This is a genomic window from Leisingera daeponensis DSM 23529 (genome assembly GCF_000473145.1).
Taxonomy (GTDB): Bacteria; Pseudomonadota; Alphaproteobacteria; order Rhodobacterales; family Rhodobacteraceae; genus Leisingera; species Leisingera daeponensis.
This window is the reverse complement of record NZ_KI421500.1, coordinates 2,448,410-2,461,821: the sequence shown is the minus strand read 5'-3', so window position 1 is coordinate 2,461,821 and position 13,412 is coordinate 2,448,410. Positions and strand designations below refer to the sequence as shown.

14 protein-coding genes are annotated in these 13,412 nt (G+C 65.7%); 10 read left to right on the top strand and 4 right to left on the bottom strand.

What is annotated here, in order from left to right:
* Positions 1-193 precede the first annotated feature (193 nt).
* The 10 genes from DAEP_RS0112495 to DAEP_RS0112450 all read left to right on the top strand — a co-directional run bounded on the left by DAEP_RS0112495 (position 194) and on the right by DAEP_RS0112450 (position 10,559).
* A complete protein-coding gene (locus DAEP_RS0112495) occupies positions 194-1,585 on the top strand; it encodes a trypsin-like peptidase domain-containing protein (protein WP_027244897.1) in 1,392 nt (463 codons plus the stop codon).
* Entirely contained in the window at positions 1,585-2,907 is a 1,323-nt protein-coding gene (locus DAEP_RS0112490) for a replication-associated recombination protein A (protein ID WP_027244896.1), read from the top strand. Before DAEP_RS0112495 ends, DAEP_RS0112490 begins: the two co-directional genes overlap by 1 nt.
* Before the next feature lie 144 nt (positions 2,908-3,051).
* On the top strand, positions 3,052-3,432 hold the full coding sequence (gene crcB, locus DAEP_RS0112485; RefSeq protein ID WP_008555259.1) for a fluoride efflux transporter CrcB: 381 nt from the start codon (positions 3,052-3,054) through the stop codon (positions 3,430-3,432).
* Positions 3,429-4,475, top strand: a complete 1,047-nt coding sequence (locus DAEP_RS0112480) for an RluA family pseudouridine synthase (protein WP_008556469.1) — start codon at positions 3,429-3,431, stop codon at positions 4,473-4,475. The genes crcB and DAEP_RS0112480 overlap by 4 nt, the downstream gene beginning before the upstream one ends.
* On the top strand, positions 4,472-5,140 hold the full coding sequence (locus DAEP_RS0112475) for an HAD family hydrolase (RefSeq protein WP_027244895.1): 669 nt from the start codon (positions 4,472-4,474) through the stop codon (positions 5,138-5,140). The genes DAEP_RS0112480 and DAEP_RS0112475 overlap by 4 nt, the downstream gene beginning before the upstream one ends.
* A gap of 3 nt (positions 5,141-5,143) precedes the next feature.
* Positions 5,144-5,848 (top strand): ATP12 family chaperone protein, encoded by a 705-nt coding sequence (locus tag DAEP_RS0112470; protein ID WP_027244894.1) that lies wholly within the window; start codon positions 5,144-5,146, stop codon positions 5,846-5,848.
* 229 nt (positions 5,849-6,077) lie between these two features.
* Positions 6,078-7,094, top strand: a complete 1,017-nt coding sequence (locus DAEP_RS0112465; protein ID WP_008553252.1) for an amino acid ABC transporter substrate-binding protein — start codon at positions 6,078-6,080, stop codon at positions 7,092-7,094.
* A gap of 126 nt (positions 7,095-7,220) precedes the next feature.
* A complete protein-coding gene (locus DAEP_RS0112460; protein ID WP_027244893.1) occupies positions 7,221-8,453 on the top strand; it encodes an amino acid ABC transporter permease in 1,233 nt (410 codons plus the stop codon).
* Between the two features lie 3 nt (positions 8,454-8,456).
* Positions 8,457-9,755 carry an amino acid ABC transporter permease gene (locus tag DAEP_RS0112455; RefSeq protein ID WP_027244892.1) on the top strand — a complete coding sequence of 433 codons (1,299 nt, stop codon included), beginning with the start codon at positions 8,457-8,459 and terminating at the stop codon, positions 9,753-9,755.
* Positions 9,756-9,767: 12 nt separating this feature from the next.
* Positions 9,768-10,559, top strand: coding sequence for an amino acid ABC transporter ATP-binding protein (locus DAEP_RS0112450; protein ID WP_008556507.1), 792 nt, complete (start codon positions 9,768-9,770; stop codon positions 10,557-10,559).
* 91 nt (positions 10,560-10,650) lie between these two features.
* Here the strand turns inward: DAEP_RS0112450 and DAEP_RS0112445 are convergent, their stop codons facing one another.
* From DAEP_RS0112445 to DAEP_RS0112430, 4 genes are all read right to left on the bottom strand, one after another.
* Complete coding sequence (locus DAEP_RS0112445; RefSeq protein ID WP_027244891.1) at positions 10,651-11,106, bottom strand: DUF411 domain-containing protein; 456 nt, start codon at positions 11,104-11,106, stop codon at positions 10,651-10,653.
* A gap of 128 nt (positions 11,107-11,234) precedes the next feature.
* Positions 11,235-11,732, bottom strand: coding sequence for a SixA phosphatase family protein (locus tag DAEP_RS0112440; RefSeq protein ID WP_008555729.1), 498 nt, complete (start codon positions 11,730-11,732; stop codon positions 11,235-11,237).
* The gene (locus DAEP_RS0112435) at positions 11,729-12,439 is read right to left on the bottom strand and encodes a ferredoxin (RefSeq protein WP_154665106.1); all 711 of its coding nucleotides are present in this window, start codon (positions 12,437-12,439) and stop codon (positions 11,729-11,731) included. Before DAEP_RS0112435 ends, DAEP_RS0112440 begins: the two co-directional genes overlap by 4 nt.
* A gap of 99 nt (positions 12,440-12,538) precedes the next feature.
* Positions 12,539-13,333, bottom strand: a complete 795-nt coding sequence (locus DAEP_RS0112430) for a sterol desaturase family protein (protein ID WP_027244889.1) — start codon at positions 13,331-13,333, stop codon at positions 12,539-12,541.
* Positions 13,334-13,412: the final 79 nt, after the last annotated feature.

Here is a 13,412-nt window from a genome sequence, read left to right as displayed (position 1 = left end):
TGCGGCCGCCCGCTTCTCCTGGCCGGAAATATCCCGGGGTGAATTGGCCGTCCGGCCAAGAGGGGCAGCGCCCCTGCTTCCCCTGGCCTGCGGGGCAGCGCGCCCGCGCTCCGCTGCGGCCCGGTCCGCCTCCCGCCTTGCAATCCGCGCGCGCACTCCGCATATCCTTCGGGCAACATCTGCTGGAGTCCACATGATCCGTCCCGCGCTTACTGCCCTTGCCATCATTCTTGCCCTGCCTGCCGCCGCTGAAACCCGGGTGCCGCAAAGCCAGGCGGAGATCGCGCTGGGGTTTGCGCCGCTGGTCAAGGAGGCGGCGCCGGCGGTGGTGAATATCTACGCCAAGGTGGTGCGCCAGGTGCAGCAGCGCCGCCGCTCGCCGTTCATGAACGATCCGTTCTTCGATGACTTCTTCCGCGGCTTTGCCGAGCCGCAGCCGCGGGTGGAAAATTCGCTCGGCTCAGGCGTGATCCTGTCGGCGGACGGCATCGTGGTCTCCAACTACCACGTCGTCGGCAGCGCCACGGAAATCCGCGTGGTGACGGCGGACCGGCGCGAATACAATGCGCGGGTGATCCTGGGCGACAAGGCCAGCGACCTGGCAATCCTGCAGCTGGAAGAGGCCGAAGGCTTGCCGCATCTGGACCTGCGCAACAGCGACGAGGTGCAGGTGGGTGAGCTGGCGCTGGCGATCGGCAACCCGTTCGGGGTCGGCCAGACCGTCAGCAGCGGCATCATCTCGGGGCTGGCGCGCACCGGCATGGGGGCGGGCGACGGTTTTGGCTACTACATCCAGACCGACGCGCCGATCAACCCAGGCAACTCCGGCGGCGCGCTGATCGACGTCAATGGCGACCTCATTGGCATCAATACCCGCATCCTGTCGCGCTCCGGCGGCTCCAACGGCATCGGCTTTGCGATTCCCGCCAACCTGGTGAAGGAATTCGTCGCCCAGGCCCGCAGCGGCGCGGAAGAGTTCCAGCGACCCTGGGCGGGCATGGCGGGCCAGCCGGTGGACGCGGATCTGGCGGCCTCTCTCGGGATGGACCTGCCGGAGGGCATGGTGGTCTCGGATCTGCACGCCGAGAGTCCATTTGCAAAGGCAGGGTTCAGGCCGGGCGACGTGATCACCCATGTGGACGGCGAGGTGGTGAATTCGCCCTCGGAAATGGTGTTCCGCATGTCGGTGGCAGGGCTTGGCGATATGTCGGTCATCACCCGCCTGCGCGGCGGCGAACGGGAGGAGATCGAGGTGCCGATGATCGTGGCGCCCGACCAGCCGCCCGCCAACCCGGTGCAGCTGGATGACAAGACCGCGCTGCCCGGGCTGACCGTGGCGCGGATCAATCCGCAGGTGATTGCCCGCCTCGGCCTGCCCCTGTCGGCGGAGGGCGTGGTGGTCACCGACCCCGGCCCCTATGCCGGGCGCGGCGGGGTGCAGGCGGGCGACCAGCTGCTGGCAGTGAATGGCCAGGCAGTGGCCAGCACCGATGACGTTTATGCAATTCTTGCAGGCAGCGGCCGCTGGATCCAGCTGGACCTGAACCGGCACGGCCGCCGCATGGCGCTGAGGTTCCGGCTCTGATGGCGGATCTGTTCGGCAGCCCCGCGTCTGCGGACGCCGCTGCGCAGCAGCCCGCGCCGAACCGGCCGCTGGCCGACCGGCTGCGGCCGCAGTCCCTGGGCGAGGTGATCGGCCAGGCCCAGGTGCTGGGACCGGAGGCGCCCTTGGGGGTGATGCTGGCGTCCGGCTCGCTGTCGTCGCTGATCTTCTGGGGGCCGCCGGGGGTGGGCAAGACCACGATCGCGCGGCTGCTGGCCAAGGAGACCGACCTGCATTTCGTGCAGATCTCGGCAATCTTCACCGGGGTGCCGGATCTGCGCAAGGTGTTCGAGGCCGCCAAGATCCGCCGCCAGAACGGGCAGGGGACGCTGCTGTTCGTGGATGAGATCCACCGTTTCAACAAGGCCCAGCAGGACGGCTTCCTTCCGCATATGGAGGATGGCACCATCCTGCTGGTGGGGGCGACGACGGAAAACCCCTCGTTCGAGCTGAATGCCGCTGTGCTGAGCCGCAGCCAGGTGCTGGTGCTGGAGCGGCTGTCGCTCGCGGATCTCGAACGCCTGACCCAGCGTGCCGAGAAGGAGCTGGGCCGCGCGCTGCCGCTGTCGGGGGATGCCCGCGATGCGCTGCATGAGATGGCGGACGGCGACGGCCGGGCGCTGCTGAACCTCATCGAGCAGGTCGCTGCGTGGAAGGTGGAGGCACCGCTTGGGCGCGAGGCGCTGTCAAACCGGCTGATGCGCCGGGCGGCCAAGTTCGACAAGTCCGGCGACGAGCATTACAACCTGATCTCCGCCTTGCATAAGTCCATCCGCGGCTCCGATCCGGATGCGGCGCTCTACTGGCTGGCGCGGATGCTGGAGGGCGGTGAGGATCCCCGTTTTCTGGCCCGGCGGCTGACGATGATGTCGACCGAGGACATCGGCATGGCCGACCCGCAGGCCAATACCGTCTGCCTCAATGCCTGGCAGACCTATGAGCGGCTTGGCAGCCCGGAGGGTGAGCTGGCGCTTGCCAATGCTGCGGTCTACCTGGCGCTGGCGCCGAAATCCAACGCGGTTTACGTCGGCATCAAGGCGGCCCGGCGGCTGGCCAAGCAGACCGGCAGCGCGCCGCCGCCCAAGCATATCCTGAACGCGCCGACCAAGCTGATGGCGGAGCAGGGCTACGGCGAGGGCTATGCCTATGACCACGATGCGGAGGACGGGTTCTCCGGCCAGAATTACTTCCCCGACGGGGTGAAGCGCCCGGTGCTGTATCAGCCGGTGGAGCGGGGGTTTGAGCGTGAGCTGAAACGGCGGAATGACTATTTCGCGAATCTCCGGCTGAAGCGGAACAAATAGGGCGGCTTTCCTGCGGGAAATCCGCTGCCTCCGGCGGGAGTATTTCGGGAAAGATGAAGGGGCGGGCGGTGCCGTGGCAGCTCTGCAGCCCTTGCAACGCGGGCAAAACTTGACATCCCTGCCTGCGCCGGCGACAGGACGGGGATGATTTTTTCGGTTTCCATGGTCGCGGTCGGCGGCGCAATCGGGGCGGTGTGCCGCTATCTGGCCGGGCTGGGGATGATCCGCCTGCTGGGGCATCACGATTTCCCGGTGGCGGTGATCACCGTGAATGTGATCGGCTCCTTCCTGATGGGGGTGTTTGTGGTCGCCGCCGCGATGCGCGGGCTGACCCACCTCAGCCCCTTGGTGATGACCGGGCTGTTGGGCGGGTTCACCACCTTTTCGGCGTTCTCGCTGGAGACCGCCAACCTGATCGAGCGCGGCGCCTTCGGGCAGGCGGCGCTGTACGTAGTTTTGTCCGTGGGCCTGTCGGTCGGCGGTTTGTTTCTCGGCCTGATGGCCGCAAGAGGAGTGTTCGCATGAGCGGCGTTCAGATGATTACCGTCAGCGAAGACGATGGCGGCCAGCGCATCGACCGCTGGCTGCGGCGGCTGTTTCCGCATGTGAACCAGGGCCGCATCGAGAAGATGTGCCGCAAGGGCGAGCTGCGGCTGGATGGCGCCCGGGTGAAGGCCAGCAGCCGCGTCGAGGCGGGGCAGGTGGTGCGGGTGCCGCCGCTGGCGGACAGCGACCTGAAACCGGCCGAGCCGCGCGCGATGAAAATCTCGGATGCGGATGCCAAAATGATCCAGTCCTGCGTCATCTACCGCGACGATGACGTGATCGTGCTGAACAAGCCCGCCGGGCTGGCGGTGCAGGGCGGCTCCGGCACCACCAAGCATGTGGACGGTTTGGCCGAGGCGCTGAAGTTCGGGCTGGAGGAAAAGCCCAAGCTGGTGCACCGGATCGACAAGGACACCTCGGGCGTGCTGGTGCTGGCGCGGAACCGCAAGGCGGCGCAGGGGCTGACTGCCGCCTTCCGCCACAAGAACACCCGCAAGATTTACTGGGCCCTGGTGGCCGGCGTGCCGACGCCCTATCTGGGCGAGATCAAGAACGGGCTGGTGAAGGCGCCGGGCCACGGCAAGTCCGGCGAGGGCGAGAAGATGATCAACGTGCATCCGCGCGACATCGACGACACGCCCGGTGCCAAGCGCGCGCATACGCTGTATGCCACGCTCTACCGCGTCGCCAGCCGCGCCGCCTGGGTGGCGATGGAGCCCATTACCGGGCGCACCCACCAGCTGCGGGCGCATATGTCGGGCATGGGCCATCCGATTGCCGGCGACGGCAAATACGGCGGCTCGGGCCAGGAAAACATGGGCGACGGCTGGGGCGCGCAGATCGGCGGGGTGATCTCCAAGAAGCTGCACCTGCACGCGCGCCGGATGGTGTTTGAGCACCCGGTGACGCGCAAGCCGGTTTCGGTGGTGGCACCGCTGCCGGAGCATATGAAGGAAAGCTGGGAGACCTTCGGCTGGAGCGAGGACCTGGCGGCCGACGATCCGTTTGAGGACCTGAAGTGAGCGCACCGCTGCGGCTGATCCTGTTTGATGTCGATGGCACCCTGGCGGACAGCCAGGGCGCGATCACCGGCGCCATGGCGGAGGCGTTTGAGGGCGTCGGCCTGGCGGTGCCGCCGCGCGCGGAGATCCTGTCGATTGTCGGCCTGTCGCTGCCGCTGGCGATGGCGGAGCTGGCACCGGATCAGGACGCCGCCACCGTCGAGGCGCTGGTGGAGGGCTACAAGTCGTCCTACATGCTGGCGCGCGAGGCGGCGGGGGCCGCGCATTCGCCGCTCTATCCCGGCACGCTGGAGATGCTGGCGGAGCTGAACGAGGTGCCGGAATACCTGCTGGGGGTCGCCACCGGCAAATCCCAGCGCGGCGTTGATGCGCTGATCGCTGCGCATGGGCTGAACTGTTTCGTCACCCGGCAGGTGGCCGATCACCATCCGTCGAAACCGCATCCCTCGATGATCCTGACGGCGATGGCGGAGACCGGGGTGGAGCGCGGCAGCACCGTGATGATCGGCGACACGCGGTTTGACATTGAAATGGGGCGCGCAGCGGGGGTCACCACCATCGCCGTGCCCTGGGGTTATCACAAGGCAGAGACATTGGGCGCCGATTACCTGATCCGCGATTTCGCGGAGCTGCGCCCGCTGCTGGCAGAGATCTGGAAAGGCTAAGAGATGAGCGGCTGGGCGCAGAAACGGTTCTGGAAAGCGGTCTCGGTTGCGCAGACCGGTGACGGGTTTGCGGTGGAACTGGACGGCCGCCGGGTCAAGACGCCGGCCAAGGCGCTGCTGGCGGTGCCGACGCGGGAGATGGCCGAGGCGATTGCCGCAGAGTGGGACGCGCAGGCCGAATCAGTCGACCCGTCTGCGATGCCCTGCACCCGGTCCGCCAACGCCGCGATTGACAAGGTGACACATCAGCACAGAGAAGTGGCCGCCATGCTGGCCGAATACGGCGACAGCGATCTGCTGTGCTACCGCGCTGATGCGCCGGTTGAGCTGACGTCGCGTCAGGCGCAGGAATGGGATCCGGCGCTGGACTGGGCGGCAGAGACGCTGGGCGTGCGGCTGCAGCCCCGCACCGGCGTGCTGCACCAGCCGCAGGACGCCGCGGCGCTGGCGGTGCTGGCGGAAAATGTCCGGGAGATGAACCCGTTCCAGTTGGCGGCGTTCCACGATTTGGTAGGGATTTCCGGCTCTTTGATCCTGGGCTTTGCCGCCGCCCATGGCTGGCGCAGCGCCGAGGACATCTGGCTTCTGTCGCGGCTGGACGAGCGCTGGCAGGAAGAGCAGTGGGGCGTCGACGAGGAGGCCGCGGCGGCTGCCGAGGTCAAACGGCAGGAATTCCTGCACGCCAAACGGTTCTTCGATTTTTCCTGAGAACAGAAAATTACCAATTCGGGCCGCGTGGAGTAAAAATGTTTACTCCCGGTGCATTTGTGCGCATCGCGCCCATCGAATTTCCTGATAGCGGCCTTGACGTTTGTTGATGAATGCGCCCACACTCGGGCGCGAAAAAGGGGTAAACCCTTCTTCGGTCTCATTTCCGGCGGGGGATCGCCGGGTAATAAGAACCGCCGCACAGGCGGACTATCAGGAAGAGGTAAAAATGAAAAAAACCGTATTTTTGGGCGCTCTGACCGTTGCCGGTCTGGCGGCTGGCGCAGCTGCTGCCGGCACGCTGGATGACGTGAAAGCCCGCGGCAAGCTGAACTGCGGCGTCACCACCGGCCTGGTCGGATTTGCGGCCCCGAATGCGAATGGCGAATGGGAAGGTTTTGACGTTGCCGTGTGCCGGGCTGTGGCTGCAGCCGTTCTGGGCGACTCGACCGCTGTTGAATTCGTGCCGACCACCGGCAAGACCCGTTTCACCGCGCTGGCTTCCGGCGAGATCGACATGCTGGCGCGCAACACCACCTGGACCTTCTCGCGCGATGTCGACCTGAAGTTCGAATTCGTGGGTGTGAACTACTACGACGGCCAGGGCTTCATGGTCCCGAAAGAGCTGGGCGTGTCTTCCGCCAAGGAACTGGACGGCGCCACCGTTTGCATTCAGACCGGCACCACCACAGAGCTGAACCTGGCGGACTTCTTCCGCTCCAACAACATCAGCTATGAGCCGGTTCCGATCGAAACCAACGCCGAAGCGCAGCAGCAGTACCTGGCGGGTTCCTGCGACGTCTACACCACCGACGCTTCCGGCCTGGCCGCGACCCGCGCGACCTTCGACGATCCGTCGGGCCACGTGATCCTGCCGGAAATCATCTCCAAGGAGCCGCTGGGCCCGCTGGTCCGCCATGGCGACCACGAATGGGGCGACGTTGTCCGCTGGTCCCTGATGGCGCTGATCGCAGCTGAAGAGCTGGGCATCACCTCGGCCAACATCAACGAAATGGCAGCCGGCACCGAAAACCCGGAAATCAACCGTCTGCTGGGCAGCGAAGGCAACCTGGGCGAGATGCTGGGCCTGAATGCTGACTGGGCGATGAAGGCTGTCGCCGCCGGCGGCAACTACGGTGAGATCTTTGCCAAGAACATCGGCGAAGACACCCCGGTCGGCCTGGCCCGCGGCCTGAACGCACAGTGGACCGAAGGCGGCCTGCTGTACGCTCCGCCGTTCCGCTAAACATACCACCGGGAGGGGCGCAGGACATTCCTGCGCCCTTTTCCTATCAGAAAAAAGCTCCGGTCCGCTGCGGAGCGGCGACAAACGCCGCCAGGACAAAGAACCGGAGCCAGGGGATCACAATACATGTCAACGCTTACTGACCCGCCGAACGAAAGTTTTCGGCTGTCTATGCTCATTAACGATACCCGCTATCGTTCCCTGACGTTTCAGGTGATTGCGGCGATCGTTCTGGCCCTGTGTATCTGGTATCTGGGCAACAACCTTATCCAGAACCTGCGGGCTGCGGGGCTCAATATTTCCTACGCTTTCCTTGGCGACTCGGCCGGGTACGACATCAACCAGCGCCTGGTTGAATACGACAGCCAGTCCAGCCACGCCCGCGCGGCGCTGGTCGGTGTTCTGAACACCCTGCTGGTGGCCTTCCTGGCCTGTATCACCGCCACCATCTTCGGGGTGATCGCGGGGGTGCTGAGGCTCTCCAACAACTGGCTCGTCTCCAAGCTGATGGCGGTCTACGTGGAGATCTTCCGCAACATTCCGGTGCTGATCTGGATCATCATCATCTTCACCATCATGACGGCGGTGCTGCCGGGGCCGCGGGAGTTCCGCGGCGACGATGCCACCTCCAGCATGCTGTTCGACGCCTTCGCCTTCACCAACCGCGGGATCTACACGCCGCTGCCCTGGTTCCAGAACGGGATCTTTGAAAGCGCTTCGATGAACTGGCTGCTGGTCCTGGCCGGGCTCGGCCTGTCCTGGGTTGCAGCCCATCAGATCAACGCCTGGGCCAACAACAAGCAGGAAGCCACCGGCGTCCGCCCCAAGACTCTGCTGCCGGTCCTCGCAGCCTGGCTGGTGCCGTTCCTGGCGCTGACCATGATCATGGGGCTGACCTGGGAATATCCTGAGCTGAAGGGCTTCAACTTCACCGGCGGCATCAAGGTCGGCGGCCCGCTGATCGCGCTGTGGTTCGCGCTGTCGATCTACACCGGCGCCTTCATCGCGGAAAACGTCCGGGCCGGCATCCAGGCGGTGTCCAAGGGCCAGACCGAAGCCGCGGCCGCGCTGGGCCTGCGCCCGCGCCGGGTGATGAACCTGGTGGTTCTGCCGCAGGCGATGCGGGTGATCATCCCGCCGCTGATCTCGCAGTTCCTCAACATCACCAAGAACTCCTCGCTCGCCATCGCCGTGGGCTATGCGGATATCACCGCAACCCTTGGCGGCATCACCCTGAACCAGACCGGCCGCGCCATCGAGTGCGTGCTGCTCCTGATGCTGTTCTACCTGACCGCCTCGCTGGTGATCTCGATGGTGATGAACGTCTACAACGCATCTGTGAAGCTGAAGGAGCGCTGAGACATGAGCGATACACACGCACAAACCGTCGCCTTTGTCCGCGAAACCCAGATCCCGCCGGCCCCGCCGCCGGCGTCGGAAACCGGTGTGGTGAAATGGCTGCGCGAGAACCTGTTCTCCAACGCCGCCAACTCCGCCCTGACCATCGCGGCGCTGGCGGTGATCTACATGGTGCTGCAAAACACCCTGCCGTGGATTCTGAACGGGGTCTGGACCACCAGCTCGCTGGCAGAATGCCGCGAAATTCTGCAGGGTAAGACCGGGGCCTGTTTCTCGGTGCTGACCGAACGCTGGAACCAGCTGCTTTACGGCTTCAAATATCCCTCTGATGCCTATTGGCGTCCGAACCTCGCCCTGGTTCTGCTGCTGTTTGCGGCCGCTCCGGTGCTGTTCTTTGACCTGCCGCGCAAGCTGCTGATCTTCACTGCCATCTACCCGTTCCTGGCCTTCTGGCTGATCTGGGGCGGCACGCTGATGGTGCCGGTGGTGGCGCTGCTGGGCTTTGCGGCGGGTGCGGCCGTGTTCCAGACCTTCGGCAAGAGCAGCTTTGCGATCGCCTTCTTCGGCGCAATTGCTGCGGCGTTTGCGGTCTGGATCGCCGGCGGCATGCTGATCCCCGAAGGCGCGTCGGAAAACGCCTGGCTGAGCCCGGTGCCCTCGCGCGATCTGGGCGGCTTCATGCTGAACCTGATGCTGGGCGTGACCTGCGTGTCGCTGTCGCTGCCCCTGGGCATCGCGCTGGCGCTGGGCCGCCAGTCGGACATGCCGCTGATCAAGTGGATGTGCGTCATCTTCATCGAGTTCGTGCGCGGCGTGCCGCTGATCACCCTGCTGTTCGTGGCATCGGTGATGCTGGCCTACTTCTTCCCGCCGGAAAGCACGGTGGACCTGTTCCTGCGCGTGGTGATCATGATCACCATGTTCTCGGCGGCCTATATCGCCGAGGTGATCCGCGGCGGCCTCGCCGCGCTTCCGAAGGGGCAGTATGAAGCGGCCGACAGCCTGGGCCTGGATTATGCGCAGGCAATGCGGCTGATCATCCTGCCGCAGGCGCTGAAGATCTCCATCCCGGGCATCGTGAACGTGGCCGTCGGCCTGTTCAAGGACACCACCCTGGTCTCGGTCATCTCGATGTTCGACCTGGTGGGCATGATCCGCGGCCCGATCCTCGCCTCCACCGAGTGGAACGGGGTGTACTGGGAGCTTCTGGGCTTTGCTGCGCTTCTGTTCTTCGTCGTCTGCTACGGCATTTCTCAATACTCACAGTGGCTTGAGCGCCGTCTCGCCACCGACCACCGTTAAGGAGTTCAACACATGTCTGAACTTATGTCCGACCGCGAAATCGACCGCTCCAAGATGCAGGTGAGCGACGAGGTCGCCATCGAAATCACCAACATGAACAAGTGGTACGGGTCCTTCCACGTGCTGCGCGACATCAACCTGACCGTCAACCAGGGCGAACGGATCGTCATCGCGGGCCCGTCGGGTTCCGGCAAGTCTACCTTGATCCGCTGCCTGAACGCGCTGGAAGAACACCAGCAGGGCAGGATCGTGGTGGATGGCACCGAGCTGTCCAACGACCTCAAGAACATCGACAAGATCCGGTCCGAGGTCGGGATGGTGTTCCAGCACTTCAACCTGTTCCCGCATCTGACGATCCTGGAGAACTGCACCCTGGCGCCGATCTGGGTCCGCAAGACGCCCAAGAAAGAGGCCGAGGCGCGGGCGATGCACTTCCTGGAGAAGGTCAAGATCCCTGAGCAGGCCGACAAGTACCCCGGCCAGCTGTCGGGCGGCCAGCAGCAGCGCGTGGCGATTGCGCGTTCGCTCTGCATGATGCCGCGCATCATGCTGTTCGATGAACCGACCTCGGCGCTCGACCCGGAGATGATCAAGGAGGTGCTGGACACCATGATCGAACTGGCGGAGGAAGGCATGACCATGCTCTGCGTGACCCACGAGATGGGCTTTGCCCGTCAGGTGGCGAACCGGGTGATCTTCATGGACGCAGGCCAGATCGTCGAACAGAACGAGCCGGAAGAGTTCTTCAACAACCCGAAGAGCGACCGCACCAAGCTGTTCCTCAGCCAGATCCTGGGCCACTGAGGGCCGCAGCGGCGGCGGGCGGAACCGCCCGCTCTGCAATACAGAAAGGCCGGGCAATGCGCCCGGCCTTTTTTCGTTCCGGCTGTCCGGATCAGGAATGGCTTGCGAAGACCTCGGTGGTGCCATCGGCGAGGACCAGCAGGGTATCGAACGCCTCGCGCTCGTCCCCCATCTCCATGCCCGGCGAGCCGATCGGCATTCCCGGCACGGTCAGCCCCAGCGCCGCGGGCTGTTCCGCCAGCAGCCGCTGGATGTCCGGAACGGGCACATGGCCCTCGATCACGTAAGACCCGGCCATCGCAGTGTGGCAGGACGCCAGATCGCCGCCGACGCCCAGCCGCGCCTTCATGGCCCACAGCTCCTCGTCGTCCACGTTGCGCACCTCGGTGGTGAAACCGGCGGCGGCCAGGCGGTCGGCCCAGGCGGTGCAGCAGCCGCAGGTGGGCGACTTCATGATGCGGATGGTGGTCTCAGCTTCCGCGGCAAAGCCCGGCAGGGCGGCGAAGGGCAGGGCGGCTGCGGCCAGCAGCAGGGTACGGCGGTGCATGGGTCTTCTCCAATCCTCGCGGGGGCGTGCTTCCGGCCGGAATTATAAAACTGCCCGCGCCGCCGTGCCAGAGGCCTCCGGCGCGGGATGCGCCGGAATGACGCAGGCGCCGGGGGCTGGGAGGCGGGCTACTCGCCCAGCAGTTCCCGCGGGACGGCGAAATCAATGGCCTTGCCGCTGCTCCAGCTCAGATCCTTCCAGGTGCCGATATCGAATTCCGCCACCAGGGTTGCGCCGGTCGGATAGTCGTCAAAGCGGGCATGGTCCGGCGGGTTGTCCACAATGGAATGGGCAAAGGCGGCAATGCCGGGATTATGGGCGATCAGCATCACGCGGGGATGCTCGGCCTGGCTCAGCACCTGGAACAGGATGTCCGAATTGGCGTGGTACAGCCGCTCGGTAAAGGCCGCGGGCACACCCAGCTCCATCAGCTCAAAGGTTTCGCGGGTGCGCCTGGATGAGGAGGAGATGACCTGATCCGGCACGTAGCCGTTGCCGCGCAGCCAGTCGGCAATGGCCGGGGCGGAGCGGCGGCCCCGCTTGTTCAGCGGGCGGGCGTGATCGCTGGGCACACTGGTGTCCCAGGCGGATTTGGCGTGGCGGGTCAGAATAAGGGTGCAGGTCATTGCGGGTGAAAATGCCTCATGTGATGTGCGGTTTGGTCAGCCGCCCGGCCGGCGGTGCGGCTCAGCGGGCAGGCGCGGCGGGCCAGACAGCCGCCGGTCATGCAGCCGGCGCCTGCGCTGGTATCAAGATAGCCGTGGCAGGCCGCCAGATCGTAAGGTCCCCCGTCCGCCAGCGCAGCCGCCGGGCAGGCGGTCAGGCAGGGACGGGAGCGGCAGCTGTGGCAGGGCGACTCTGCCAAAAGCGGAGGGGGGATGTCAAATTCCTGTTCGAATTGAATGGCCCCCCGCAAGGAAATCATCAGTCCGGCCTGATCATGCACCATCATCTGTGACGGTGATGTGAAAAACCGCCCCGTGGCCAGTGCCCAGTTGATGAAGGGCGTATAGGGCGGCCCGCCAAAGGGGTAATGGGCGCAGCCGCCCAGGGTCTCTGCCAGAGATCCGACCACCCGCTGCGACCAGCGGTCCACCGGGTCCGGCCTGCCGTCGCTGTATTCCGGGCTGGCGGTGAAGCGCGGCCAGAACGCCTGGTCCGTGCCGAGCAGCACCAGGGTGCCGCCGGTGATCGCCTTGACCGGCTGGCGGCGCGGATGCAGCGCGCCGTAAACCGCAAGCCCGGCCTGGGCGGCAGCGGCCGCGATCTGCGCATAAAAAGGAGTGTCCCGGTCCGGGGCATCCGGCAGGTCAGTCGGGGTCATGAGCGGCATCCGGTCCGGTGGCATGGGGCGAGCCTAGCAGTGCGGGCGTCCCGTCCAGAGTGCAAAAACGCCGCGCAGCCGCCCGCCGGCGTCTTCCTGCCGCCCGGCTCAGCGGCGGCGGAACGGCAGCAACAGGCTCCAGCCCAGCCGGGCCGGGCGCCCGTCCTGCCACTGCAGCCCCACGGTCATGCCGTCGTGCCCCTGGCCGGGCTGCGCGGTGTAGGTGCCAAAGATCCGGTCCCAGACCGACAGGGCAAAGCCGTAGTTGCTGTCATGCTCGCTGCGGCGGGTGGAATGATGCACCCGGTGCATGTCCGGCGTCACCAGCAGCAGCCGCAGCAGCGCGTCCGCCCTGCGGGGCAGCGCCAGGTTGGCATGGTTGAACAGCGCGGTGCCGTTCAGCAGGATCTCGAACAGCACCACCGCCAGGGCCGAGGGGCCGAGCACATAGACCAGCCCGATCTTCAGCAGCATCGACAGCGCGATCTCGACCGGGTGAAAGCGGACCGCGGTGGTCACATCCATGTCGCGGTCGGCATGATGCACCCGGTGCAGCCGCCACAGCAGCGGCACCTTATGGGTGATCAGATGCTGCAGCCAGATCGCAAAATCCAGCACCAGCACTGCCAGCAGCCCCTCCACCCAGCCGGGCCAGCGCACCGCATTCAGCAGCCCCCAGCCATGTTCTGCCGCATCCATCGCCGCGCCGATGGCGAGCAAGGGCAGCCCCACCGCCAGCGCCCGCAGGGTCAGCGTGTTCAGCACAGAGATCGACAGGTTGGCGGGCCAGCGCCGCCGCCGCGGCAGGCTGCGGGCGCGCCGCGGCGCCCAGGCCTCTGCCGCCGCAAACAGCGCAAACAGGCCCAGGAAGGCCGCAAGGCGGATCAGGGTTTCATGCTCCATGCATTCAGCGATGCGTATGCAGCAGCAAAAATCAACTGTGTTGCACAGATCGGACGCCGTGCAGCACGGATCCCTTGTT